Below are 26,584 nucleotides of genomic sequence, written 5' to 3'. Positions count from 1 at the left end.
GAACGTTAGGAGATATGTTAAATATGCCTAAGTTGATTGCTAAGAAAAAATGGCGTAACTATCGAAAGGATGCTTTGCCTGTGAAATGCCTTCTTGCACTTGGATTTGCATCTGCTGGCTTGCTGCTCCTACTATTATGCAGCACGTCGATAGCAGCAGATGAAACGATAGATGTGCTCACCATCGCCGATACCACAGGTGACTGGGGATTTCCTTCGCCCTACGGTCACTACTCTCGCGGTCCCGGCTACATCAGAATGAGCCTCATCTTCGACACTTTGGTATGGAAGGACCAAGACGGCTACGTGCCTGCCCTAGCTGAGAGCTGGCAGATGGAAGGAAACGACGCCTACGTCTTCAGCTTGAGAAAAAACGTCACGTGGAATGATGGCGAGAAGTTCACCGCCAATGACGTGGTCTTTACTATTGACTACATCAAGCAGCACCCTTATCCGTGGGTCAACTCCGAGCCAGTTAAGAAGGCTGAAGCTCTGGATGACAATACCGTGAAGATCTACCTGAACCATTCTTATGCTCCTTTTCTGGATATGGTAGTCGGCACGCTCCCCATTCTTCCAGAGCATATCTACAAAAGTGTCAGCAATCCGGCCGAGTTCCAGGATGATAAGGCCCTCATCGGCACAGGTCCTTACAAGCTCGTGAATTACGACAAGACTCAAGGGACGTATCTTTACGAAGCCTATGACGGCTACTATCTGGGCGCTCCAAAAGTAAAGCAGCTCAAGTTCGTGAAGATAAGCAATGAGATGGCTGCAGCCGCTCTTGAGAAAGGAGATGTTGATGCAGTCGTTGTGCCTGCAGAGACGGTAGAGAAACTCAGGAAGGAGAACTTTGTGGTTTTAGATGGACCACGCGATGGAATCACCAAGATAATGATCAACCATAATAAGGAGCCTCTTTCTGACACCAAGCTCAGGCAAGCGCTATACTACGCCATAGATCGTCAGGCTCTAGTGGACGTTGCACTGCGTGGCTATGGCATCATCGCAAGCTCTGGACTTTTTGCCCCGGATAGTGAGTGGTACAATCCTGATGTGGAGCCATACAAATATGATCCGATCAAGACAGCGGAGCTGATGTCTGAGCTGGGCTACGCCAAAGACGGGCAGTATTTCTCCAAAGGTGGTGAGCCCCTGGTGTTGGAGTTGCTGGTCACTGCAGCAACCGAGCGCGTGGGAGAGATGATACGGCAGCAACTGGAAAAGGCTGGTTTTAAGGTAAACTTGCGCAGTGTGGATGCAAAGACTCTGGACAGCCTTGTAGGACAGTGGAACTTCGATCTGGCCCTGAACAGCCATGGTGGCATGGGCGGCGACCCTGAGATTCTGAACCGCATCATCGGCGAGGGCTATTTCTTCAACAGTGCTCGCTACACTGCTGATCAGAAGCTCAATGATCTCCTGGACCAGGAGGTCTCAGAGACTGATGCTTCCAAGCGCAAGGAACTGGTAGACGAGGTCCAGGAGGTCTATGCCCAAGATTTGCCGGCGCTGCCTCTCTACTATTCGGACTCCTACTGGGCTCATAATGGCCTGGTGGATGCCTATTACACCAAGCAGGGAGTTGCCAATGGCATACCCATCGCCATCAATAAGCAATCTTTCGTTAGATGAGATTTTTAGCAAGTATTTTTGAGCAAATATAGGCGAGCAGATTCTTCGCTTGCCTTTCTTTTAAATGGAGAAATGGAAATGAAGATAGTGATTTGCGGAAAAGGCGGAAGCGGAAAGAGCACCATATCTGCGCTTCTGGCCAGAGAAATTGCAGAGAAAGGGAATGAGGTTCTGGTTGTGGATACAGATGAGTCCAACTTCGGCCTCTACAAGCAACTGGGCTTCGAGCAGCCCAAGGATTTCATGGAATCCTTAGGCGGCAAGAAAGCTCTCTCCGAGAAATTGATGAAATTCATCCGGTCGGAGCAAAGAGAACGGCTGCAGATCTTGGAGGAGTTTACGGTAAAGGATATTCCAGAAGAGCTGGTGGTAGGCGAGGACAAAATCAAGCTCATAGCCATCGGCAAGATTCATAGTTTCGGTGAGGGCTGTGCCTGTCCCATGGGTGCTCTGGCTAGGGAATTTCTGGAGAAGTTAAAGACCAACGGAGAGCACGTAGTGGTGGACACGGATGCAGGCATCGAGCACTTCGGCAGGGGCGTTGAAGCCGGTTGCGACAAGATCGTGGTTGTGATAGACCCGTCATTTGAATCCGTCCAGCTGTCCGGCAAGATCGCCGAGATGAGCGAGAAGATCGGAAAGCCGATGTTCTTTATTCTCAACCGGATGGATGAGAACTCAAAGGAGTTGGCGGATCTAGTGGACAAGAATAAGGTGATCGGCACCATGCCCTTTGACAAAGATGTCTTCAAGGCCTGTTTGAAGGGCGAGAAAGTTCCACCAATCATGGAAATGGAGCAGATAGCAGAAAAGCTGCTGGAATCTTGAGTTTTGAGATAATTCCGAGGGAAATTGATGATCCTAAAACCGAATCAAAGGGAGCAGATCCTGCCTCTTCCGGTAGTCCTCATCACCACCGTTTCCTCGCAGGGGATCAGGAATGCTGCTCCCTGGTCAAATTTCACGCCCATTTTGCGCCCTCTGGAGGAGGTCATCCTCGCTTCCTGGATCAAGCGCGACACCCTGGAGAACATCCGCCGGACGGGAGAGTTTGTGGTGAATATCCCGCAGATGGGCATGGAGGATGCGATTATGATCTGCGCCAGAAGCTATCCTCCCGGGGTGGATGAGTTCTTAGAAGCGGGACTTGAGCCCCACCCGTCCACAAAAGTCAAGGCTCCTGGAATCGAGGGCTGCCTGGCCTGGGCGGAGTGCGTTTTAGAAGAGGAGCTGGTCAGGGAGAAGTTCGTTCTCATCATCGGCAAGGTGGTGCACCTGGAGGTTGATGAACGGTTCTTTGATGCTGATGGAAGCATGGACTTTCAAAGGGCAAGGCCCCTGTCAGTAATGCTGGGCAAAGACGGCATGAGCTTCACTTATCCGGCTTTTTCCGGCAGGTATGCGGAGTATAGGGAGATGTTTCAAGCATCTGCTGCCCGGCGAAAAGGTTGATAGCCGGGCGCTGCTCCTAAAAAAGAGACGACGAGCAAGTTCTATTTTCTGCTACGCCCTTGCTCCCCGGATCTGCCGCAAGGGCATTATTACCGGTCGGTCGGAGAGGCTCCTCACCGCCGCCTCCACCCGATAGACCTTTGCTATGTTCTCCTCGGTGATCACCGATTGGGGATCGCCAGCGGCTATTATCTTGCCTCTATTCATCATGATGATCCGGTCGGAGTAGTAGGAGGCGAGGTTCAGATCATGCAGGGCCATGATGGCAGTGATCTCCTTTTTCTTGACCACATCCCGAATGATGTTCATCACATCCAGCTGATGCCAGATATCCAGGTTGCTGGTGGGCTCATCCAGGAGCATCACCTCTGCCTCCTGGACCAACGCTCGGGCGATAAGGACCTTCTGCTGCTGGCCGCCGGAGAGCTCACTGAAGTTGCTCATGGCCAGCCTCTCGATATCAAGAAGCCTCAGGACCTCCCAGACCTTATCCTCGTCCCTCTCGCTGCCCAACCAGCCGATATGGGGCCTCCTGCCCATCAGAATGGTGTCAAAGACGTTGGTTGGAAAGATCCTCACAGAGCTCTGGGGAACATAGGAGAGATATTTGGCCATATCCATCCGGGTCATTCTGGTCACATCCTTCCGGTCGATGAGGATGCTTCCCCCCTGAGGGGCAAGAATCCGGTCTATGCACTTGATCAATGTTGACTTGCCGGAGCCGTTCGGCCCAACGATGGTGACCAGCTTTGAAGGGGCGATCTCGAAGTTCACATTTTGAAGTATCTTGCTGCTGTTATAGCCAAAATCCATATCCTTGGCCTGAAGCTTGATCATCATGTCCAAAACTCCTTTCTCTTTCCTTTCATCATCAGATACATGAAGAACGGGACTCCAACAATCGATGTCATGATTCCTGTGGGTATGATGGTGGGGGCGATCAGATTCATTCCCGCGGCATCGGCAGACATTAAAACCAGTGCTCCCAGCACTCCCGAGGCGGGGATGAGGAAACGGTGGTCTCCGCCGATGACCATCCGGGCCATGTGAGGGGCGACCAGCCCCACAAAGGCGATGGTCCCCATGAATGAGACAATGGTCGCGACCAGCAGGCTGCTGACCACCATTATGAAGATGCGCGTCCTCTCAGCATTGACCCCGATGCTCTTGGCGGTCTCGTCTCCTGCCGTCATGATGTTCAGGTCCCAGCATTTGGTCATGAGCAGAGGAATGCAGATGACGAATATGGCCAAAAGTATCCTGGAGTTGGTCCAGGAGAAGGCAGCGAGATCCCCCATTCCCCAGTTTGTCATGAGGCGAAGCTGCTCGTCGGTGGCGAAGTACTTGAGCAGCTGGCTGATCGCAGTGAAGAAGTAGTTGACGGCGATTCCTGCCAGGACCAGGTTCTCAGAGGTTGCTCCTTTGATGGCGGCCAGGCCGATGATGAACAGAGAGCAGAAGAGGGCGCAGAGGAAGGCATTACCGATTATGAAATAGGGACCGGCAAGAAATGAAAAGCCGATGACTGCGGCCAGGGATATGCCAAACTGGGCACCGGCAGTGATTCCCAGGGTGAAGGGGCTGGCGAGAGGGTTCTTTAGGACCGCCTGCATCACGCAGCCGCATATTCCCAGCCCAAAGCCGGCCATGATTCCTCCCATGATTCTGGGAAAGCGGATGTTCCAGACCACCCGGCTGGTGAGCTCGTCCACATAGAAGTGCTCCGGCCAGAAGCGGGCCAGGAGGGCAGAATAAGAATCGAGCACGGATATATCCAGGGGGCCGAGGGTGATTATGAGCCCGGTGAGAAGGACCAGAAGGCCGGCGATGCCCAGCACGAATAAGATTCTGATGAACTTGAATCTCTCATGGGCCAGCTCGTGGTTGCTCTTCTTGCCCGACCTCTTCGCCCGAGAGTAGCCAGCGTCGGGCTTGCCCCGGAAGAAGAGTGCCCGAAAGCTGGTCATTTATTGCTCACAGCCGCCCTGGCCAGCCCCATGAAAAGGGGAAGGTCCGAATTCCTGTGACCATCATCTGATCCGGTGGAGACCACTATCAGGTTCTTCTCTTTAGCAATCTCGGTCAGGGTCTGGTACTCCCTCAGCTTCAGAGCGCTCGGCTTGTCCTCGTACATATCCGCTGCCTGGTTCATCATCTTTGAGGCCTGATACTCTCCTTCTGCCAGGATGATCCGGGCTCTCTTCTCTCTCTCCGCCTCTGCCTGGCGGGCGATGGCGCGCAGCATGTTCTCCGGCAATGATACGTCCCTCATGGTGACCATCACCACGTGCATGCCCCAGGGGCCAGTGGTCGAGTCCAGGATCTCCTTGATCCTCTTATTGAGATCGTCCCGATCGGAGAGGATGGTGTCCAGTTCATTCTGTCCCAGGATATCTCTCAGGGTGGTTTGAGCCAGAAGAAGGGTGGCGGCCTCGAAGTCCTCTACCTCGATGATCGCCCGAGAGGCATCCATCACCTTGTAGTAGATGACCGCATCCACCTCTAGAGTGACATTGTCCTTGCTGATCACCGTCTGTTTGGGCACATCAAGCTCTCGCACCCTCATGTCCACCCGGACCATCTTATCCGCCAGAGGAATGAGAGCAAAGAGGCCTGGACCTCTCTCCTTCTTGATCTTGCCCAGGCGGAATATAACCGCTCGCTCGTATTGCCTCACCACCCGGATGCTCGAGGCCAGTATTACTATCAACAGAGCCGATCCGGCCAGAATGGGAATGGAGACCATTGTATTGTCCTCCCCTGCATTTAATGCTCAGACGCAGGCTGGTCCTTCTGCCAGGAGATCATGGCCTGCTTGTGGTGGCGATGCATGCACAGCCCTTGATCACTTTCAGTCAGCTTCCCGGATAGAAACTCTCGCAGCTCGGGCTCTCTTTCCGCTGGTATTTCGTGCATCTCCTTCCACTCAGCTACCGCCTCATCAAGACTTGAGTAGTGCTCGGAGGACTGCCAGTTCATGATCTTGATGTCGGCGAAAATTCCCATATCCGCCAGGAGGTTGTATATCACCAGGTAGTCAGCTGGGCCGCCGAAATGATGGCGGGCCCTTTTGCCTCCCCTCAGGAAGTCTGCAAAGCCGTCGTCTCTCCTCCGATCGGCGAATGTGAAGATATAGACCGCCCTTTTGGCCATAGAGTCCATCTTGGCCAGGGACTCTCTTAGGTTCAACACCCCCAAAGAGTTGGAGGATAAGACCACGTCGTGCAGCTCGATCTCACCCTCGGCCAGCTCCTCCCAGCTCTTCTGGATGGTACGGATGTTCTCTATGCCCTCTTTAGCCATGTTCTCCTCGAGGCAGGCCAGCATTCCCTTGGATTGATCAAGAGCTGTTACGCTCCTGGCTATTCGAGCCATGGGAATCGCCAGCCTTCCTGTGCCGGCGCCCACATCCAGTACTGTCTCATGAGAAAGGAGGCCGAGGGTGGCCACCTGATTTGTTGCCCTTGCGGGATTCTTCATCACCCTCTTGTTGAACCCTCGGGCCTTACTATCCCAATGGGATGCCAGATCCTGGCCGTCCCGGCCATGGTGGTGAAACCCGCCTGCATGGGTGGCCTTCCACAGCTCGTCCCAGTTAATGATTCCCGGCATGAGAGCACCTATTTCAGGCTGTCCAGGTACTCTCTTGGCCAGACCAGGTAGTCGGCATACTCGGTGAAGACGCCGTCCACTCCCAAGAAGGCCTTGAATATCTCATTGCCCTCTTTCTCCAGGTCGAGATCCTCAAACTCCTCCGGGTACATCACCTTGGCCATGTACATCATGTTAAACAGGTTTCTGTCAGGCGGAGTGCCCCGGCAGTGGGGATAGAAGCAGTTGAAGACGTTGCCTTCCTTTATGGCGTTGATGGAGGCCAGCTCAGGGCTGTTCTTGATGAAATCAAGGCCTGTATTGTTTCCCGCATTGCTGTTGGATATGAATATGAAGTCAGGGTTCCAGGCTATGATCTGCTCCAGGGCCACATTAACTGTAGAGCCGTTGATCTCCGAGGCGATGTTGTTGCCGCCGGCGATGGTCAGAGGATCGTATTTGGGTTCGGTTCTGGTGAAGTCCCTTCCCTCTTTGGGATCATAAAAGGCATTGCTTGCACCTCGGGAGGCGAAGTAGACCTTTGGCCGATCATCAGGATCTATCTCTTTTGTCACCGATTCGATCATTTCCACCTTGCCCTTGGCAAAGGCGATGAGCTCATCTGCCTGATCCCGAGCATCCAGGGCCTCGCCGGCCACGCGGATGCTATCGAAGTAGCCCTCATCGCCGAAGTTCCAGCCCTGTCCTCCAAGAACTACCACCGGGCAGCCAATCTTGTCCTCAAAGGCCTCTGCATCCTTCAGGTTTCCGCAAAATATAAGGTCGGGCTCCAGCCTGGCGATCTCCTCGAAATAGATGTCGTACCTGGTGCTGATCTCGGGAAGGTCGGGCATCCGGCCGTCAATGATGTTCTCATAGCACTCCAGGCAACCTTCGGTGGTGTTGCTAAAGGTCATTGGGCAGAGGCAGGATTTGGTAGCCTGCTCACCGGCGACTAGCTTGTCTCCGTAGCCCAGGGCGATCACGATTCTGGCCTCGTCCGGGGCTCTGGTGATTATCCTCTGCGGGGATTCATCAAGAGTGATCTCCCGGCCCTGGGTGTCGGTAAAGGTCTTGGGGTATGATGCCAGGGCAGTAGAGCTCAGGAAAATTATAGAGCATATAAATAATATTATTATCGATCTATTCCAAAGGTTTCTTTTACTCACTTCTATTCCTCCATTTATTTGCAATCAGATCGCGGGACCACATCATTGTCCTAAATCTGCATCGATATCTTATTCGTGTTAAATTCTAGCTTATACTTAAGACTTTTCGTTATTACAAATTATAATTAGCTTATAAAATTTGAAATTAAATGGGAGATTAGCTGAAAGGCGAGATCGGGTGAAGAGGCGGTGAGATCTTTCTGTTAAAGCTCAGGCCAATTGTGCTGCCCAGGTTTATGGGCGGCTTATATCGTGAGATGGGCTCAAGAGCCGTATTGCGACCATTATTGATATGCAGCAGGCTGCTTTTTACAAATTACTGCAGCTAGATGCAGTAATGCTTTTTGCTGTTTTTGGATCTGAGGGATCCGCCTGCCCTCCTCTAAGCCGGGAAGCCCAAATAACCGTATGAATCGATTTATGGACTAATTATCTGGAGTTTTCTCATTGGATAGTTGATCTCTTGAAACCAAGCAGGATCAAGGTCAAGATTAATTCTAGCAAGCTGCTTTTCAGTGGACGCCGCGCGCGGGTTTTACGCGCGGTAGTGCTCTGGCCCCCTCAACGCCGGGGAGGCTTGGATACAATCTTGCCCAGAAAATCAAGATGCTTCGCCCCATTTATCCGCAAGCAGGGTCACATCCACCACCCGTCTCCTCTCCCCTTTACAGTCCTCCCTGCCCCTCCAGATGGACGCGAGCCGCCTTCTGCTACCCATCCACCTCCGGATGTCATCCTCATTATTCGACGGTTATCTTTAAGTTAATTGACGAACGCCATTGACCGCAGTGAGTTAGATATGATAAGGATACTCGGCATTCTGGCCCTTCTGTCATTATTGGCCCTGCCTTCCGCTGCTCAGGATTATCTGGAGGGCGGCTATGTGGGAAGCTATAGCGGCGACGCTGGCAAGTACTTTACCGACCCCATATTCACGATGAAGGTCGGCGCCGGCGCAACATCTGCACCCAGCAGCGTTCAGACATCTAAACCAGTCTCTCTTCTGGGCTCGAGCGTCGGCAAGACCACAATGGGAAGATATAGCGCATCCAACACCCCGGTGGCAAAGACCTTCTCCAGCACCCCTGTGACTCAGACCCCAGCCCAAGCCACTACCCCTGCTGCCAGCTTAACTGGCATATCAGGAAAATGGGCCTTGCAGCTCTCCGAAGGATACACCATCTCTCTGGACCTGCATCAATCCGGAAACAGGCTCTTTGGCCGGGGGAGCATCGCCTCCGGCAGCACCACCCAGATGGCCCTGGCCAGCGGAACCGCATCAGGCAACAGCATTACCCTGGACATCCTGCCAGAGAGCGGTGCTGAGCTATATGCCATATCGCTTGACACCATCCGGTTGAATGTTCCAGCCAAGTACACCGCATATCGCTATGGGGCTCTTGCCGGATATGGAACTGCTATCGCCAGCAAGATTGGCTAAAATAGATGAAATAAATATGAAATCAATTGTAATAAAAGGCGCCCGCGAGCACAACCTGAAAAACATCGACGTCCTGCTTCCCCGTGACAGCCTGATCGTCATCACCGGCGTCTCCGGCTCGGGCAAATCCACCCTGGCCTTCGATACCATCTACGCAGAGGGCCAGCGCCGCTATGTGGAATCGCTCTCCGCCTACGCCCGCCAGTTCTTAGGCCAGATGGACAAGCCCGAAGTGGACTCCATCGACGGCCTCTCCCCCGCCATCTCCATCGAACAGAAGACTACCTCCAAAAACCCACGCAGCACTGTGGGAACGGTGACCGAGATCTACGACTACCTCCGCCTGCTCTTTGCCAGAATAGGCATCCCCCACTGCCCGGAGCACGGAACCCGCATCGAGTCTCAGTCGCCGGAGAGGATCGCCGTCAGCATCCTGGAGGAGATCAAAGGCAAGGAGCCTGAGGGAACTGAGGGGACTAAAGAGATGAAAGGGGAGGACGGAGGAATGATCACCATCCTCGCCCCAGTCATCCGCCAGAAGAAAGGAACCTATGGCCAGCTTCTCAAGGACCTGAACGCCGAGGGCTATGCCCGGGTGAGGCTGAACGGCCAGATCCAGAGGACGGACGAGGAGATAGAGCTCGACCGCTACAAGAAGCATGATATCGATGTGGTCATCGACCGGCTGGACCCAAGAGAAGACAAGTCCCGGCTGGTGGAGGCGATAGAAAAAGCCCTGAAAAAGACGGAAGGCCTGGTCTATGTCCTGCATGAGAACGGAGAGGAGCGGGTCTACTCCGCCAGGATGGCCTGTCCCGTCTGCGGCCTGGTCTTCGAGGAGCTTCAGCCGCGGATGTTCTCCTTCAACAGCCCCTTTGGAGCCTGCGAGTCCTGCAACGGCCTGGGTTTCAGAATGGAGTTCGATCCCGAGCTGATCATACCGGACAGGGATCGATGCATCGCCGATGGAGCGGTAGCCCTCTACCGTAATATCATCGATGGCTGGCGGGGCCAGCACCTGGCGGCAGTGGCCAAGCATTTCAGCTTTGACATCTTCACCCCCATCAAGGATCTCACCCCTGAGCAGTACGATGCCCTGATGTACGGCTCGAAGGAGAAGATCCGGATGAATATGAGCATGAAAAATGGGGACGTTTACTGGTCGCATAACTCCCAGTGGGAGGGGCTGATACCGCAGAGCATCCGCCTCTACAGCCAGACCGCCTCCGAGTACCGCCGGGAAGAGCTGGAGAAGTTTATGCGGGTCCTTCCCTGCCCGGCCTGCGAGGGAAAAAGGCTGAAAGAGAAGGTCTTAGCGGTCCGGATCCAGGACTTATCTATTGTTGATGTGGCCAACCTCTCGGTGAGCGAATGCAATGAGTTCTTCATGAATTTAGAGGAGAAGCTCTCGGTCAAGGAGGGAGAGATCGCCCGCCAGGTTCTGAAGGAGATCCGCTCCCGCCTGGGATTTTTAGAGCACGTGGGCCTGGGATACCTGACCCTCTCCAGAAACGCAGGCAGCCTCTCCGGTGGGGAGGCGCAACGCATTCGTCTGGCCACCCAGATAGGCTCGAACCTGACCGGCGTCCTCTACGTCCTGGACGAGCCCTCCATAGGCCTGCACCAGAGGGACAATGCCCGGCTGATAGAGACCCTGAAAAAGCTGAGAGACCTGGGAAACACCCTGATTGTAGTCGAGCATGACGAGGATACCATCCGCAGTGCCGATCATGTGCTGGACATCGGCCCAGGAGCAGGAATTCACGGCGGCTATGTGGTGGCCGAGGGCACTCCTGAAGAGATCGAGGCCAACCCAAAATCGCTGACCGGCCAGTACCTCTCCGGTAAAAAGAGGATCGAGGTTCCGGCAAAGAGGAGGAAGAGCAACAAGTTCATCCATCTCATGGGCTGCCGGGAGAACAACCTCAAGGAGATCGATGTTGACATTCCCCTGGGGATTCTGACAGTGGTCACCGGCGTCTCGGGATCGGGCAAGTCCACCCTGATCTACGATACCCTCTACCGGGCGCTGATGAAGAGGATCTACCACTCAAGCGAGACTCCGGGAGAGCATGATGGGATTCGCTTCGACACTGAGGTGGACAAGGTGATCGTCATCGACCAGAGCCCCATCGGCAGGACGCCCCGATCCAATCCCGCCACCTACACCAAGGTCTTCGATCCCATTCGCCAGGCATATGCCCAGACCAAGGAGGCGAGGATTCGGGGCTACAAGAGCGGTCGCTTCTCATTCAATGTACAGGGCGGCAGGTGCGAGAGCTGCCATGGTGATGGCCTGATCAAGATCGAGATGAACTTCCTGCCCGATGTCTATATCGAGTGCGAAGAATGTAAAGGGAGACGCTACAACCAGGAGACCCTGGAGGTCAAGTACAAGGGAAAGTCCATTGCTGAGGCCCTGGATATGACGGTGGAGGAAGCAAGGGAGCACTTCGAGAACATTCCGGCCATAAGAAGCAAGCTGGACACCCTTCTGGGAGTGGGGCTGGGCTACATCAAGCTGGGCCAGAGCTCGACCACCCTCTCCGGCGGCGAGGCTCAGAGGATAAAGCTCACGCGGGAGCTGGCCAAAAAGGGGACGGGCAGGACGATTTACCTTTTAGATGAGCCTACCACCGGACTGCACTTCGATGATGTGAAGAAATTAATCCATGTCCTGGACGACCTGGTATCCAAGGGGAACACGGTAGTGGTGATAGAGCACAACCTGGATGTGATCAAATCCGCAGACTACCTCATAGATATGGGGCCGGAAGGAGGGAACGCTGGCGGCCGGGTTGTGGCCACCGGCACTCCGGAACAGGTGGCTGAAGTGATGGAGAGCCATACCGGCCGATTCCTGAGAGCAAGGCTCAATCTAGAGATAGAGCCTGTCCCTGTGGCCAGTCGGGCCGGCCTCAACGGGCGGAGGAAGAAGGCAGTTTGTGCGGCTGTGAAGATATAACTTCCTTTTTTTAAGCTCTTCGCTGAATTATGTGGGTGAGTTCAGGCAGAGAATAATATTAAGGTCCTTGGCAGAGATTATCGCCTCTGCCTAGGATTTGCGATTCAAGCCTAAAATTACCTTTTTTGGAAAAATGCCAATAATGGAATTTGTTCATTTAACGTTAAATTGAATAATTCATTTTCCTAAATTTAGCTTAAATTGAAAATTAATCTGTTATAGACCGCAATATTAATAATCTAGTAATCAATCTTGGGCTTTCAAAATGCAAATCAGTTCTAGGCTTGCAGGATACAAAAACGTCGACGGAGATCGCTTTAGAATCTTGAGCGTGCGATCTTCCCGTCTGATTTGCGGAGAGAATGATCATGAGCTATGAAGCTGATCTGGATGCCATCCTAAGGGAAGGCAAGGAGAAGACCGCTCAGGATATGCTGGATGAAAGGACAATTGAGCTCATTTCAATAGCGGTCTCGGCGGCCATCAGATGCAGCCACTGTATGAGGCTGCATATCCGGACAGCATCCAAGCTTGGCGTTCCGGATGATCAGATCGCTGCAGCTGTATTTATGGCAGGAAACCTCTGCACAGCCAGCGTGCTATCCTCAGCCTCCAGCCATCTGGATGAGGAACCAGAAATCTGCCCCATTTGCCAGTTGGCAAGCAAGAGCAGTGAGCTTCAGGGTGAGATCAAGAACTGAGTTGAGGCAGACCACAGATACCGGTGCTCAGATAAATAATATATAATCCATAAAAATTAAATTGTATAGGAGATAATTGAATGTTTACAGTTGCAGGTGAGACGGTCACATTAATTGATATAGGCTTGTTCGCAATTTTTTTGCTTGTTCTGACCTTGCCTTTCAAGATAAAAGTAGTCGAGAAGAACCTGGAGGCATTCCTGTTCATCATGGGGGCGACAGCTGTTACCATTACCAGTAAATGGGGAATTGATCTAATAACTCTGGCTGCAGGAGAGCCGGTTGAAAAAGGCATAGTCCCGGCAGTGCTCTTTGCCGGGCTGATATTCTTCTATGGAAAGGCCACAATAAACAGAGCGATCAGAGGCCTGACCAATTCCGTTCCATTGCCGGTTTTTGTGGCTGTGGTCATATTCGTCTTGGGAATGGCCTCAAGCTTAATCACTGCTATAATTGCATCCTTGTTTTTGGTGGAGATCGCAAATCTCATGCCGATGGAACGAAGCGATAAGATCAAGATGGTAATCATTGCCTGTTTTGCCATCGGACTGGGCGCAGTTCTCACTCCACTGGGCGAGCCGCTATCGACCATTGCCGTCACCAAGCTGCAGGGCCCTCCCTATAATGCCTCCTTCTGGTACCTGGCTGATCAGCTGGGCATACTTATCGTCCTGGGGGTTTTAGGGTGCGCTCTCTTCGGTGCGTTCTATGTGGGAAGAAAAGCTGCAAGGGTTGAGGTACAGGAGATAGCGGATGAGGGTGGCTTGAAGGAGGTATTCATCAGAGCAGCTAAGGTCTGGCTTTTTGTATCTGCTCTCTTCCTGCTGGGAGCAGGTATGGAGGTGCTCATATTCAAGTACTTCACCAAGATTCCAGATTATGTCCTCTTCTGGGTGAACATGGTCTCTGCCATCCTGGATAATGCAACCCTTACTGCAGCGGAGATCTCTCCGGCGATGAGCCAGAGCCAGATTAATGCCGCTTTGTATGGCCTGCTCATATCCGGCGGCATGTTGATTCCAGGAAACATCCCCAATATCATCTCTGCAGGAAAGCTGGGAATCACCAGCAGCGAATGGGCCAAGCTGGGAATTCCCATGGGACTGGTATTGAATGCGATATACTTCATCCTGGTGTTTGTGCTGGGCATCAATCCCACTCTGGGGCTATAGGCTGTGCATGTGCATAGCTCCAGCCTCATTTTTTTTGTTGAATTCTCTAGTTTTCCTGGATTTGGAATTGCGACATCGATAAAACCTTAAGGAAGATAGCATTCAGTAAGATAGCGCCAGTGCGATTCTTGGCAATATACCAGGCGAGGCCATGATACTTCTTTATATTTTTTTGGCTCTTCGCTGAATTATGTGGGTCAGGCTCGGCAGCGATTCTAGTCTCTGCTCCTCTGCGCCTCTGTGGTTTGATTGGATTACAGATAACGGATTTTAACCACAAAGAGCACAAAGATCACAAAGGCCTCGCAAAGGTTAATCCGGTTCTTGATAGCACAATAATCCTTTGGCGCGGTCTTTGTGTCCTTCGTGAGCTTTGTGGTTAATTGTTCTTCGCTGAATTATGTGAGTCAGGCACGGCAGAGATTATAGCCTCTGCTCCTCTGCGCCTCTGTGGTTGAGTCAGAGCATAGCGTTTCACCACAGAGTCACGGAGACACAGAGATTTCCGATTCAAGTTCAACCACACCACATAGCCAGGAGCCATTCTTTTCCTTTTGGCATGGCCGCATGAGATTCTTAATTGGACTTAATCTGAGAATCTATGCCTTTCGATCTCCTTTGCCACTCTAATCTCCTCCTCGGTGAGCTCCGGTTCCACCATTGAATCCGCTGCCTTCCGGATCACCACCCCGACCATAATTCCCTTCAAGAATGCCTCCCGATCCCCCTCTTTGATGTTCTGAAGTATCCTGTTCAGGTACCTTTTCACAGTTGTCCCGGGAATCGACCGATAGGAGTCCAGCTCATATGTGACCGCAAAGAGCTCATCCTCTGTGAATCCAAAATCCATGAGAAAGGAAGACAGATCCTCATCATTATTGCTCATAAATATTTGTTTTTCGCTTCAACTAGATCCATTTTTCCCTTATTGCATCGGATGGATGGGGTTGTGAATATCCGACCAATAGGCTTGGCACGAAGCGATTCTATGCTTTTTCTTCTCTGGCATTCAATTGATGAACCAAGGCTTTCTGTTGCTCACTAATGACTTGGATGCGACGCGCATGAAAATGCCTCTGAGAGCGTGATGGCTGCGAAGCTTGATTTGAGCATTTCAGCTTTTATTCGGATACAATACAGATAGCTTTATCTAGATTAGATAATTAAAGGTTTAATAGTTATAATTATGGCTTAGCCTGACTGTCGGGAGATGCATCATGCAGACAGTAATAATCGACTCTCATAATGAGATCCTTCTCTATTGGATCAGAGAATACTGCAGGCATAAGATGCCCTTAGTTGTGGTCCGGATTGACAGGCACCATGACATGTTCTCTGACTGCCCGCGGCTGCCGGCGAAGGAAGGAAGGAACATATTCGACTATTTTGATAGGATGATGCCAGAGATATATGAATACGCTAAGAGAAGGCTGAACGAGGGGAACTTCACCTGCCCCGCCTTTCACTATGGAATCTTAGGATCTCTATACCATTTTGACCCGAGAAAGGAGAAAATAGACGCCTACGGAAGGGTTTTTGGGGGGGAGTTCTTGGATGCGCCAAGAACAAGAATAAGATCCTCTTCTGCCGGTAAAAAGAGAATCGACCTTATAGAATGGGATGGCGCAAGTACGAAATTGAGAAAGCAGAATGGAAAGCTGGTCCCTGCCCCTCAGAGCATTGGAGTTCATGCATTGGAAGTCGATCTGGAGGAAAACAGCCTTCCGGTGGTTATAGGCTTTGACCTGGATGGACTATGTACAACCGATGAGAGGGATTTGGCAAAAGGAGCTATCGAGAAGAGGCTTGATAGGGTAAAAAGCCTGCTGGAATGCATCTCTTCGCCAGTGCTCGCCTGCATCGCTCGTTCCCAGACACCGAAAGCATACGTCCCTGCTGATATGGTGGACGAGCTGCAGGAAGCTGCGCTTTGCCTTATGGAAAGGAAGTGCCAGGCTCATTACTATCAAGTATTCTCAAGAGGATCTAAATTTCATCTATTATAGCCTTCATACCATCTCCGATGATCTCTATGCGCTGCCGATCGCTACCACTGGATCCATACGGGAGGCCTTCCAGGCGGGATAGAGCCCGGCCACGAAGTTGACCGTAAGAGCAATGCCAACCGCCCAGACGAAGAACTCCGGCTTCATGGAGATGGTCATTTTAGATATCATGTAGATCTCTGAGGGGAGCTCGATCTCATAGGACATTATAAGCTGAGCTGAGAGATAAGCGAGAATCCCGCCCATCAGAGCAGAAGGTGGGGCCAGGATCAGGCTCTCCAGGATAAATACCTTGAGGATGGACCGGCGAGTGGCGCCCATAGCCATGAGAATGCCTATCTCCCGCGTCCTGCGGGAGACTATCATGATCATGGTATTGGCTATTCCAAAACCGGCTATGGCGAAGATCAGAAGATAAAATATCCAGGCGAATACTCTCTGGGTCTCAATGAGATTAAGGATATCGGCATTCATGTCCTGCCAGGATTTTGAATCGTATGCAAATCGCCGGTTGAGGTCGGTAGTGATGAGTGAGACCTGATAGATGTCAGCCACCTTGGCGTCGACCTCTGAGACCACGTCCCCCATTTCTATCAGATCCTGAGCCAGCATCAGAGGAATATATATCAGGGAATCGTCTGCTGCAGTGCCTGTCTCAAAAAGGCCTGCAACCTTTATTCGGAGGGATATGTTTCCTCTCGTCAGGGTGAAGTCATCCTCTTGACCTATCTTCAGCTTCTCTGCCAGGCCGGTTCCAATGAAGGCAGCATACTTCCGGCGCTCCAAATCCTGAAAGTCTCCGGAGATAATGTCGCTTCTGACATCCATCATCCGGTCCTCGTCCTCTGGATTGACCCCCAGGAAGCTGATTGCTCGAACCTCGTCTTTGTATTTGGCGGCTCCTTTTCCTGCCAGCCTCGCCGAGACCGCCTCTACTCCGGGATATGCCCATAGAATATTAGAGACGGTTCTGTAGAGATAGATATAGTTCTCATCCTCCTTTGGCTGGATGTAGATGTGAGGATTGTTCTCCACCGTCGTGGTAATGATCTCCTCTTGAAAGCCGCTCATAATTCCCATGAAAAGAACGATGATCGCCACCGCCAGAGTCACCGCAGCAACTGTGAACAGGGCCATCCTGGGATTTCTCAGGATATGTCTTTGGGCGATGGAAAACTCGTACATCATTTTTTCCTTCAATATCTCTTCATGCGTTTATGGCCTGGGTGGGATCAAGCCTCGATGCTTTGTAAGCGGGATAGGAGCCTGCGATGATGCTCAATGCAATTGCAGCGATTATTATCACCAGGAAGCTTTCCAGGCTGATCACAACCGGCAAGGTGATCTTCTGACCGCCGGGGGCTTCCATTGAGAACTCCAGATTACCGAGATAAAGGGAAAGGGCGAGGCCCAGGACTGCACCCACCGCTCCGCCCATCAGCCCCAAGAGGCCGCTCTCGATCAGGAATATATTCATTATGCTCTGCCTTTTCGCGCCCATGGCCATCAGCATGCCGATCTCGCTGGTCTTCTCGTTTACCAGCAGGTACATGACGCTTCCCACTCCAAAGGAGGCGATGATCAGGATCAATAGCATTATCAGATTGTTCTCGAAGGTCTCTATAGCCAGGGTCTCCAGGATCTCCGGGTAGAGCTTCTGCCAGCTATCCGCCTTGTATCCGTAATCCTGCAGAGATCTGGCAGCGGCATCTGCCTGGTAGATATCCCCAAGCCTTATATCAACATTAGATGCCACATCCCCTTCATTCAGAAAGCTCCTGGCGGTTTCCAGGGAGACGATGGCCAGGTCTTCTGGCCAGCCGACGGGCGGATCGAAGATGCCTGAAACCATCAGGCTGGTGCCCCTGGCATCGGGAAAGCTGGCATAGATGGTCTGGCCCATCTTGACCTTCAGCCGTTCAGAGAGCTTTTTGCCCAAGATCACCTTTTTGCCGCTCTGGACGGAGATAAGGTCCCCTTTGATCATATATTCCTCAAGATGGTATATGCTTTCAAAGTCCTCCGGATCAACCCCTGACATGGCTACATTCTCCACATTTTCCTTATATGTGAATGTAGCACTGGTGCCCAGGCTGGCGGATACAGCCACCACCCCTGGGATGTCCCAAATGCGATCAGAGAGGCTGTGATAGAGGTAGATGTAATCGTCGCCTTCTTTGGGGGTGACGGTGACATGAGGAAGGTCCTCGATGATCACATCGAAGAGCATATCCCTAAAGCCGTCCATCATGAATATAGAGACGAGAGAGATGGATACTGCCAGGGCTATGGCTGCTACAGAGAGGAGGGTTCCTCTCTTTCGATAGATGATATGCCTCATGGCGACGGTCAGCTCGAAGGCGGAAACGATATTGCTGGGCAGGTCGGGCACCTCTTTTTCCCCACTATGATGTTTTCTCTTATCAAGTTGCTGGGCTGAGCTTCTATTCGATGAAGATCCATCGATAGATTATTTAAGGCTGGAAAGCAGCCCGAGATCGATGTGCTTTGAGGAAGAAATCTTCACCCAATCACTGCGGGAAGATGTCGAGAGGCTGTATAAGGATGCGGACCCTGCGCACGACTTTTCTCATATCTTAAGGGTTTATCATAATGCCAAAGTGATCGGCCTGGCCGAGGGGGCGGACATGCCTGTTCTTCTCCTGGCAGCTCTACTGCATGATGCTTTAGAGGGATCTAAGCATTCTCTTGGCTCATTAGATGCAAAGCAGGATCAAGATGTCAGGCGACGGGAGGCAGTGTGCCAGTTTCTGGAGAAAATCGATCTGCCTGAAGAGAAAAAAGCGAAGGTGTTCTATGCGATCGAGGTGCACCGCTTCTCCCAGGGAATCGAGCCTGAAACCCTGGAGGGAAAAATACTTCAGGATGCCGACCGGCTGGATGCCATGGGCGCTGTCGGCATAGCCCGAGCCTTTATGACCGGCGGGTCTATAAACCGGGCATTCTACAGCCCTCAGGATCCTTTCTGCAAGAGACGTGAGCCGGATGACGGCAAATGGAATCTGGATCATTTTTACAGAAAGCTCCTCAGGCTGGAATCCCGAATGCATACCAGGAGAGGAAAAGAGATGGCCAGCAGGAGAAATGAGGTGCTGAGAAGATATCTGAAAGATCTGGAGGAGGAGATCGAGGAGCATTCGCCTTAAAGCAATTTTGCGTGCAGCAAAGCTGATAATGCCCATCTTCAAGCTGGAACAGCCACATAGATATTGTGCTTATTGGATACTATCTTCACCCGCACGCTCCCCTCTTTTTTCGGGCAGTCCACCACCGATACCACCCGATTTTTTGCAACTCCAAGCTGCTCTCCCTCTACCCAGCCGGGAGCTCTTATCTCCACTTTTGTCTTCTCATTTCTCTTGAAGACCGTGGGGATCATGGGCCGCTTCTCAATTTCGAAATCCTGCGCCTTGAGCCTCAGGGGCAGAGAGAACTCCTTCTCCCACTGCGGCATGCTGCGGTTATAAAAGTGCCACCAGTTCTCCGCACGAACGCCCCGCGGCGATCGGCCCAGCCGGTAGTGCTCGAACTTCTGAATCCCCAGGGGCGGCCACCTCTTTCCCGCTCCTGATCTAATGGCAAAATCGATCAATTTTGGAATCTCTTGGTCGTTTATTCCCGGAATGTACACCGGCGCGATCAATAGGTCGATTCTGCTTTTGGCAATATTTTCTGCTGTCTCTATAAGCCCCTGGACATCAAATCCCGGCCTTCCCGCCAGATACGCCGCCAGCTCCGGATCTAAAGCGTGCATGGAGAGGTTGATCCTGTCCAGCCCCGCCTCCTCTAAAGATCTGATCATCTCCTCATCCAGACGAGTGCCATTGCTCTGCATGGAGACGACACTGACCTCTCCTATCCCCTTCAGCCTCCCTACCAGCTCTACGATATCCGGATAGAGCATAGGCTCCCCAGGGGAGTCGATATGGCACTCCACCCCGGGTTCCTTGAAGGGAGCTATCTCCCGAACCGCCTCCATCAGATAGTCCAGGTCCACCTGATAGTCTGTCACCCTTGACCTCGAGCTGGGACCGGCATCAACCGAGCAGAAGGGGCAGCTTAAGTTGCAGCCGCAGCTCGGCCTTATCTGCAGGAGATTGCTCCCTCGATCCACCACTCCGAAGTACAGACATCCCACCAGCGGTATGTCCGACTCTCTTGTCACATGAAAAAGAGACATTTAAGGTATCAGGATATGACCACCGTACCATTTTCCCGTCTCAATACCGCTCCCTCTGCTGCCGGAAAGGGAAGATTAGAGTCAGAGCCTGCTGGGACCACCGACTCCTGAGATGCCATGGCCTCCCCAGACCCAGGCACCGCTCTAAATGCTAGGGGGTCCATCTCCTCTGAGGTCCAGGCCAGGTCTCTATTCTCCAGCTCCTCCCCGTCAGAGGTCAGAACCAGATCAACCAGCCGAACCCGGGAGACCTCCTCCAGGATAATAAAATCTGAGGGACTGAACTCGAGGCTGAGGGTGTGGTTGCCCGGATTAAGGCGTTCTTCAACCTTCTCGTATCCGATCTCCTTCCCGGAATCATCCAGGATGAACCCATCGATCCGATAGGTTCCCGGCTTTGTCACCGATAGGTTGACCCCAACGGCTATGACCTCCATAGTGGTCTGATTGACAAATCCGCTGATGTAGGCAGGAGGCGCCTGGAACTCTTTGGGATCACGATCTATGCGGATATCCTCTTCATAGCGATCAAGGTAGTTGCCAGTATTATCGTAGAGGACCAGGTTCTCGATTCTGATGGGGCCGCACTTGGCCGCTCTCCAGATATCGGTGCCGCTGACGTTGACATGGATAACTCCATCCTCATCCAGCCTCTGGCTCTGATCTATCACATCGATCCTATTCCCAAGGCAATCGTTCACCACCCCATTCAGCCTGAAATTTCCTGGAATGGTGACATTCACCCCGAATCCCAAAACCAGCTGGTCATGCTTGCCATCTTCATCCTCGTCCAGCACCTTTTCCGAGCTCAGGCCGACAAGCCCTGATCCGGCCAGCGAGATGCTCACCGGGATCTGGATGCTGCTATTGTTAGCCCAGATCTTTAAGTATCCCTGCAGCTGGTGTTGGGCAGGATTCTGGGGCAAGGCAAGGCTGGCCCTTAGGGTTTGGTTGCTGCCTGCCTCCAGCCGGTCAGGGCCGCTGATGCTGATCCAGCTCCAGGGCTCCTCTTTGTATTGTTTGACAGTGAGCCTGAAGGGCTGGCCGGTTTCGGGGACATTATACCCATAGACGTTGATCGCCCACCTGCCAGCTTGGGGATTGGAGACCTCCACCGGACCGAGATATCCCGACCCCAAATCCGCATGCTCCTCGCTTGCCATTCCATCGGGATCCTCAAAGACCAGGGCCACCTCGCTGTATCTGCTGCCCTCAATGGTGGCAAGCTCTGCAGAGAGCCTTATGGTCTCATCGGTTACATTCACCGTCTGGTTCCAGATCTGCTTCAATCCCACTCTGCCCTCATACTCCACCAGGCTTTCGTTCTCGATAACTGCCGCATAGCTCAGATTCTCCATCGCCAGACCTCTATTCTCCAGCAGGATTTCGATGCTGGCATTCGTTCCCGGATTGGCGGAGTCTATGTGCCACCGCTTGGGAGTGGGCTCTATCATCTCCTGCTCCACCTGGAGGGTATAGCTGGCATTAACGGATGCATTCTCGCTATACACGGCCACGAGCCACCTTCCCGAAGGCGGGCTCTCGATTGCTACCCTCTTGGAGCTGCCCTCCGGCCCTCCGGCATAGTACTCGCTGGTGGGGGATATTAGGAACAGGTCCAGGCTGGAGCCAAGGTCCGTGGAGCTGGCGTTGGTGGAGCTAAAAGCCGTTGAGTTGGAATCAGTTCGATCAGCATCAATGGAATCCGATTCGGAGTTCCAGTCCAGCCTGACCTCAATCCCCCTCGATCCCACCGGCAAATCCAGATAATAGTAATCCCACTGGTTCCCGGTCAGGCTTCCGGAATTCCCTCCTTTTCCCAGGGAGATGGATAGGGGCTCTGCCACCGTCAGGCTGACCGGTATCTCAAGGACCGTCTCTCCGGAGTCGGTGATATCAAGCGACCCGGAATAATCTCCAGGATCCGCATCTTCCGGCACCTGGATGGATGCGGCAAAGACATGCTGACTGTTGGATGATATATGCTCAGGAAGGGCCTGCAGGCTGACCCAATCTGCTATCTCCCCCTGAGCGGAGAGGGAAATCCCATCTCTCTCCCGGTTGCTGAAGAACACGAACCTGGTATTCCAGTCGCGGTCTCCAGGGGCAAGGGCATAGATCTTCTTCTGCGGCCGGTCTGCTCCTGTATCCAGGCCCACATAGACTCCTTCTCCTGAGGGCAGATATGCCCACCGACCCGGCTTCCACAGATCAGGCACAACGCCGCTCATCCCATCTCCCAGCTCCTCCAGGAGCTGATAGGAATGTAGAGCATCCAACAGGCCAGTTCCCTGATAGTATGCCTCGTAAGCCACCCCATGGGTGTTATTGAGCTTGGCCGCTCCCCTGGTCATCGCCCCCTTGATCCCTGCGGGAGTTAGGTTGCTCCACTCCTGCAAGAGAAGGGCAGCGAGACCTGCGGCAATGGGCGTGGAGAGGCTTGTCCCCGATTCCCGGGCATAATAAGTATCAACATACTCCGGCCCCTCAAGGCCAGCGGGCACTGTGGAGATGATATCCATTCCCGGAGCGACGACATCCGGCTTGATCCTGTCGTCCCTGGTCGGCCCGGAACCGGAGAAGCTGGCCATATGCCCCGCGGCATCGGTTGAACCCAGGGTGATGACATTCACCCCGTCGCCTGGCGAGTCTATCAGCCCCGGAGGCAGGGCGAAGACGATGGGCACAAACAGGAAATAGACGTCCTTGCCGCTGCTCTCTTCCGTCTGGGAGAGCTCGACAGGAGAGCCTCGAAGCTGGCTGGACGATGCTCCCGACAGCTGATTCTCGTTCTCAGTGCTGTTGCGGTTTCCCGCAGCCACACATACCACCACACCCTGATCCGCGGCATTATCTGCGGCCATGGTTATGGGGGGATTGGTCTCGCCCAGGTTTATCCCTCCCAGGCTGAGGCTCAGAACATCAGCGCCATTGTAGATGGCCCACTCAATGCCGGCGATGATATCCGATACCCTGCCATCGCCATTCTGGTCGATCACCTTGACATTGATCAGGCTCGCCCCGGGGGCAATTCCCACATATCTTCCGCCCGAGCTGGCACCTGAGCCGGCGATGATCCCGGCGATCATTGTGCCATGGCCCAAAAGATCGTCTGCTGTGATCTCATTGGCCAGGAAGTTCTTCTCAGCGATCACCTTGCCGATCAGATCGGGATGATTCTTGTCGATGCCTGAATCGATCACCGCAACGTTTATCCCCCGGCCATCGATCCCCATCTCCCAGAGCTTATCCGCTTTGATGATCCGGGCGGGAGAGATGTAACCATCTGATGGGCCATCAGAATCGTTATCCTGCCCATCGACGGAAGAGTTATCATAAACCAGAGCATTATCCGGTGCAGATGCGATATCCTCGACTGGTGCCGATATCTTCGCAGGATCATCGAAATAGATAGCGGATACTCTATCGCTCTCTGCCATCTCTCGGATGGTAGTGCTGCTTGCCTCTCCAGCCAGGCCGGGGATGAGCTGATAGCTGTACTTGACATCGAAGCCGTCAATATCCAGAGCCTCGGTGCCCTTCAGCATCACAATCACAGGTATCCTCTCCTCTCCCGCACCACCGAGCATCTCTGCCAGATCAGCATCTATCTTTCCGACGGCATCAGATGACCCTGCTTCGGCTATCTGCGCTCCGGCCACGGCCAGGAGAAGCACGCTCGCTGCAGAAAATAAAATAAAAGCATTTCGATCCATGATCAACCAAACCCATAAATGGTGTGAATCCAGCCCCCACCAAGTTCATATCATCGCGATGTAAGTAGATAATGCTAAATAAACCTGTGGTACTTCTTAGGTGAATGATGTTGGACTGGCTGGCTTCTTATCTGCTCTGGATCAGCTTGCTTCTGCTGCTTGTATCATCCCTGACCAAAAAGAGCCTCATCGCCCTGTCCGGATGGCTCCTATTTGGCGTATTCTGGCTGGCTCAGCCCGGGCACTATCTGGCCATCAATGACTACTTCAATGCCATCCTCTTCACTGCTGCCGGTCTCATGTGCTTTTATATGGCCTGGATAATGACTAGAAGGAGCGGCCCCTCCAAAGCCCAGCTCTGGGCAAGCTATGCCGCTGCAGTATGCGGAATGGTCTATTTTCCATTCGCCGAGATCGAGCCCCTGAGAGAGGCACTGATAGGGTTTACCACCCTCATGACTGTGCAAGCCCTTCAGGCTCTATCTGTTCCGGTGGTCATGCCCGGCTGGAATATCATGACTCTGAACGGTAGGTCGGTGGAGATCATCCTCGCCTGCACCGCCATTGAGAGCATCGCCCTCTTTTCAGGACTCATCATATCCGTCCGAGCACCAATCGGCCGGAGGGCGGCAGCTCTTGTGGTCTCTATCATCTCCATCTATATCCTGAACCTAGTGAGAAATGGATTCGTGATCATGGCCTACGGCTGGAGCTGGTTTGGAAGCGCAAGCTTTGAGGTTGCCCATAATCTGATCGCCAAGATAGGATCTGTTGCTGCTCTCTTGCTGATATCCTATATGATATTCCTGCTCCTCCCCGAACTCCTCTCGATCATAGATGAGCTGGCAGCGGACATAAGACACCCCAGAGGAGATGCCGCTTGAAGCTGGCAAAAGACTCCCGCGGATGGATATCGGTGCCCATTATCCTGACCGCTGCCCTGGCCGCTGCCGGGAACTGGTACATATCGGCTGCCGCTTTTATGGGTTTGCTGTTCATGATATTCTTTCACCGGGACCCAGACCGTCTGCCGCAAAGCGAGGGTATGCTCTCTCCAGCAGACGGAAGGATCATTCAGGCCACCCCTGAGAAGGTCACCGTATTCATGGGCTTCGGCGATGTGCACGTTAACCGGTCGCCTTTAGATGGGACGATAATCAGTGTGGAGCAAAGGAAAGGCACTCACCTCCCAGCCTTTCTAAACCGCTCGTGCCAAAACCAGCAAAACAGAATTAGAATCGATACCGAGGACGGAGAGATTCAGCTGTGCCAGATCACCGGGACCTTTGTAAGAGAGATCATCTGTTATGTCAAACCCGGAGATCACGTCCTCCGGGGGGAGAGGATAGGCATGATCCGCTTTGGCTCGCGGGTGGAGACCACCATTCCCAGGGGATACAAGCTGCAAGTGGCCATTGGAGATAGCGTCCGGGCGGGGAAGACGGTTCTTGCCATCAAGTGCAACTCGGAGCTGCCAGGAGTTCCAGTGGCATCAGGTTCATCAGGAGTTCTAGTCTCTTCTGGGTCACCAGGAGTCACTTCATGAATATCCTGCGCGCACTCCGGCCGCCAGACCTGTTCACCATGTTGAACATCGCTCTGGGATTTGCTGCCATCCTCGTCATCTGCGAATCACAATCTTTGGATATCTTAAAGGTAGCAGTCGTTCTCATAATATTAGCAGCGATAGCAGATGGACTGGACGGATTTGTAGCCAGAAAGAGGGGATCCGGTCCCCTGGGAGCTAACCTGGACTCCCTGGCAGACCTGGTGTCCTTTGGTGTAGCGCCGGCCTTTCTTGTTGTTCAGGCATTCAGCCTCCCCTTCCTGATCTGGCCGGCAGCGATCTTCTTTGTCATCTGTGGAGCCCTCCGCCTGGCCAGGTTCAATATCTCAAACAAGAGCGATCAGCTCTTCGAGGGCCTGCCCATTCCTGCTGCAGGCATGGCTCTATCAGCCAGCGTCCTATTGGGGCGGCCTGGGCTTGCCGTTACACTCATGCTCATTTTGGCTTTGCTCATGATAAGCAGCATACCATATCCCAAGATAAGGGACAAGAGAGTCCTGTCTATATTGGGCTTCTTCACCATTGCTGCCGCCTGGGCGGTCTTTTTTCAGAGCAATACCATTTATACCGCGATCCTGTTGGGCGCTCTGATAATCATGTATTTGTTAAGTCCGGTGGTGATTTCACGCCTACAAAAAGGGAAATAGCAGCCTTTGAGGCAGGAATAAAGCTGGGAGCACTCTATCACCAGTTCGTGGGCTCGCCAGTGGGAATGAGGACAGCATCCAGCCTTGAGAAGGCCATCGAAGAGAGTATCTCCCTTCAGCCTTATGTGCGGAGGGTCGAGGTGAGGATAGACCGGGATATGCTCTCTGAAAATGTCTTCGGCTACGGCGAGCTGGAAGGGAGGATGATCTGGGCCCTGGTGGAGATAGAATATGAAGGGGAGGTGATCTCCGCCCGGCTGGAGTACGACCGGGAGAGGTGCTATCCCCTTATGAGCCTGAAATAGAGCGTTCCTTAAGGCTC

The 26,584-nt window shown here is 52.9% G+C and carries 23 protein-coding genes; 13 read left to right on the top strand and 10 right to left on the bottom strand.

The features are described 5' to 3' along the window. Positions 1-23 precede the first annotated feature (23 nt). From MCON_RS02085 to MCON_RS02075, 3 genes are all read left to right on the top strand, one after another. Entirely contained in the window at positions 24-1,634 is a 1,611-nt protein-coding gene (locus MCON_RS02085) for an ABC transporter substrate-binding protein (protein ID WP_013718393.1), read from the top strand. Positions 1,635-1,712: 78 nt separating this feature from the next. Next, a complete protein-coding gene (locus MCON_RS02080) occupies positions 1,713-2,462 on the top strand; it encodes an ATP-binding protein (RefSeq protein WP_013718392.1) in 750 nt (249 codons plus the stop codon). Between the two features lie 27 nt (positions 2,463-2,489). Next, positions 2,490-3,086 carry a flavin reductase family protein gene (locus tag MCON_RS02075; RefSeq protein WP_013718391.1) on the top strand — a complete coding sequence of 199 codons (597 nt, stop codon included), beginning with the start codon at positions 2,490-2,492 and terminating at the stop codon, positions 3,084-3,086. Positions 3,087-3,137: 51 nt separating this feature from the next. On the opposite strand, the gene MCON_RS02070 is transcribed toward MCON_RS02075, so the two are convergent. The 5 genes from MCON_RS02070 to MCON_RS02050 are packed head-to-tail and all read right to left on the bottom strand — an operon-like array spanning position 3,138 to position 7,846. Further along, complete coding sequence (locus MCON_RS02070; protein WP_013718390.1) at positions 3,138-3,926, bottom strand: ABC transporter ATP-binding protein; 789 nt, start codon at positions 3,924-3,926, stop codon at positions 3,138-3,140. Beyond that, a complete protein-coding gene (locus MCON_RS02065; RefSeq protein ID WP_013718389.1) occupies positions 3,923-5,053 on the bottom strand; it encodes a FecCD family ABC transporter permease in 1,131 nt (376 codons plus the stop codon). The genes MCON_RS02070 and MCON_RS02065 overlap by 4 nt, the downstream gene beginning before the upstream one ends. After that, positions 5,050-5,832 carry a slipin family protein gene (locus tag MCON_RS02060; RefSeq protein WP_013718388.1) on the bottom strand — a complete coding sequence of 261 codons (783 nt, stop codon included), beginning with the start codon at positions 5,830-5,832 and terminating at the stop codon, positions 5,050-5,052. The genes MCON_RS02065 and MCON_RS02060 overlap by 4 nt, the downstream gene beginning before the upstream one ends. A 20-nt stretch (positions 5,833-5,852) precedes the next feature. After that, positions 5,853-6,698 carry a class I SAM-dependent methyltransferase gene (locus MCON_RS02055; protein ID WP_013718387.1) on the bottom strand — a complete coding sequence of 282 codons (846 nt, stop codon included), beginning with the start codon at positions 6,696-6,698 and terminating at the stop codon, positions 5,853-5,855. Between the two features lie 8 nt (positions 6,699-6,706). Further along, positions 6,707-7,846 (bottom strand): ABC transporter substrate-binding protein, encoded by a 1,140-nt coding sequence (locus tag MCON_RS02050; RefSeq protein ID WP_013718386.1) that lies wholly within the window; start codon positions 7,844-7,846, stop codon positions 6,707-6,709. Positions 7,847-8,645: 799 nt separating this feature from the next. Here MCON_RS02050 and MCON_RS02045 point away from each other — a divergent pair. From MCON_RS02045 to MCON_RS02030, 4 genes are all read left to right on the top strand, one after another. Next, complete coding sequence (locus MCON_RS02045; protein WP_013718385.1) at positions 8,646-9,287, top strand: hypothetical protein; 642 nt, start codon at positions 8,646-8,648, stop codon at positions 9,285-9,287. Positions 9,288-9,303: 16 nt separating this feature from the next. After that, positions 9,304-12,252: an excinuclease ABC subunit UvrA gene (gene uvrA, locus MCON_RS02040; protein WP_013718384.1), complete on the top strand. Its 2,949-nt coding sequence runs from the start codon at positions 9,304-9,306 to the stop codon at positions 12,250-12,252. A 368-nt stretch (positions 12,253-12,620) separates the two neighbouring features. Then, entirely contained in the window at positions 12,621-12,953 is a 333-nt protein-coding gene (locus MCON_RS02035) for a carboxymuconolactone decarboxylase family protein (RefSeq protein WP_013718383.1), read from the top strand. A gap of 80 nt (positions 12,954-13,033) precedes the next feature. Beyond that, positions 13,034-14,125: a DUF1646 family protein gene (locus MCON_RS02030; RefSeq protein ID WP_013718382.1), complete on the top strand. Its 1,092-nt coding sequence runs from the start codon at positions 13,034-13,036 to the stop codon at positions 14,123-14,125. A 586-nt stretch (positions 14,126-14,711) separates the two neighbouring features. Here the strand turns inward: MCON_RS02030 and MCON_RS02020 are convergent. After that, entirely contained in the window at positions 14,712-15,011 is a 300-nt protein-coding gene (locus tag MCON_RS02020) for a hypothetical protein (RefSeq protein ID WP_013718381.1), read from the bottom strand. A gap of 331 nt (positions 15,012-15,342) precedes the next feature. On the opposite strand from MCON_RS02020, the gene MCON_RS02015 reads away from it, so the two are divergent. Then, a complete protein-coding gene (locus MCON_RS02015; RefSeq protein ID WP_013718380.1) occupies positions 15,343-16,131 on the top strand; it encodes a hypothetical protein in 789 nt (262 codons plus the stop codon). A gap of 24 nt (positions 16,132-16,155) precedes the next feature. Here the strand turns inward: MCON_RS02015 and MCON_RS02010 are convergent, their stop codons facing one another. After that, the gene (locus MCON_RS02010; RefSeq protein ID WP_232844318.1) at positions 16,156-17,331 is read right to left on the bottom strand and encodes an ABC transporter permease; all 1,176 of its coding nucleotides are present in this window, start codon (positions 17,329-17,331) and stop codon (positions 16,156-16,158) included. A gap of 7 nt (positions 17,332-17,338) precedes the next feature. Beyond that, complete coding sequence (locus tag MCON_RS02005; protein WP_013718378.1) at positions 17,339-18,523, bottom strand: ABC transporter permease; 1,185 nt, start codon at positions 18,521-18,523, stop codon at positions 17,339-17,341. Between the two features lie 109 nt (positions 18,524-18,632). On the opposite strand from MCON_RS02005, the gene MCON_RS02000 reads away from it, so the two are divergent. Beyond that, positions 18,633-19,298: an HD domain-containing protein gene (locus MCON_RS02000; RefSeq protein ID WP_013718377.1), complete on the top strand. Its 666-nt coding sequence runs from the start codon at positions 18,633-18,635 to the stop codon at positions 19,296-19,298. 38 nt (positions 19,299-19,336) lie between these two features. Here the strand turns inward: MCON_RS02000 and MCON_RS01995 are convergent, their stop codons facing one another. Next, entirely contained in the window at positions 19,337-20,317 is a 981-nt protein-coding gene (locus MCON_RS01995; protein WP_202795817.1) for a radical SAM protein, read from the bottom strand. 23 nt (positions 20,318-20,340) lie between these two features. Next, entirely contained in the window at positions 20,341-24,009 is a 3,669-nt protein-coding gene (locus tag MCON_RS01990; RefSeq protein WP_157863628.1) for a S8 family serine peptidase, read from the bottom strand. A gap of 143 nt (positions 24,010-24,152) precedes the next feature. Here MCON_RS01990 and artA point away from each other — a divergent pair, with 143 nt between their 5' ends. The 4 genes from artA to MCON_RS01970 are packed head-to-tail and all read left to right on the top strand — an operon-like array spanning position 24,153 to position 26,567. Continuing rightward, on the top strand, positions 24,153-24,932 hold the full coding sequence (artA, locus tag MCON_RS01985; RefSeq protein ID WP_232844317.1) for an archaeosortase A: 780 nt from the start codon (positions 24,153-24,155) through the stop codon (positions 24,930-24,932). Beyond that, entirely contained in the window at positions 24,929-25,594 is a 666-nt protein-coding gene (locus MCON_RS01980; protein ID WP_013718373.1) for a phosphatidylserine decarboxylase, read from the top strand. The genes artA and MCON_RS01980 overlap by 4 nt, the downstream gene beginning before the upstream one ends. Further along, positions 25,591-26,262 (top strand): CDP-diacylglycerol--serine O-phosphatidyltransferase, encoded by a 672-nt coding sequence (pssA, locus tag MCON_RS01975; RefSeq protein WP_013718372.1) that lies wholly within the window; start codon positions 25,591-25,593, stop codon positions 26,260-26,262. The genes MCON_RS01980 and pssA overlap by 4 nt, the downstream gene beginning before the upstream one ends. Next, positions 26,148-26,567 carry a dihydroneopterin aldolase family protein gene (locus MCON_RS01970; protein WP_083804641.1) on the top strand — a complete coding sequence of 140 codons (420 nt, stop codon included), beginning with the start codon at positions 26,148-26,150 and terminating at the stop codon, positions 26,565-26,567. The genes pssA and MCON_RS01970 overlap by 115 nt, the downstream gene beginning before the upstream one ends. The last annotated feature ends 17 nt before the right edge of the window (positions 26,568-26,584 follow it).

Source organism: Methanothrix soehngenii GP6, assembly GCF_000204415.1.
Lineage (GTDB): Archaea > Halobacteriota > Methanosarcinia > Methanotrichales > Methanotrichaceae > Methanothrix > Methanothrix soehngenii.
The sequence above is the reverse complement of the archived record's forward strand: the minus strand, read 5'-3'. Positions and strand labels throughout refer to the sequence as shown.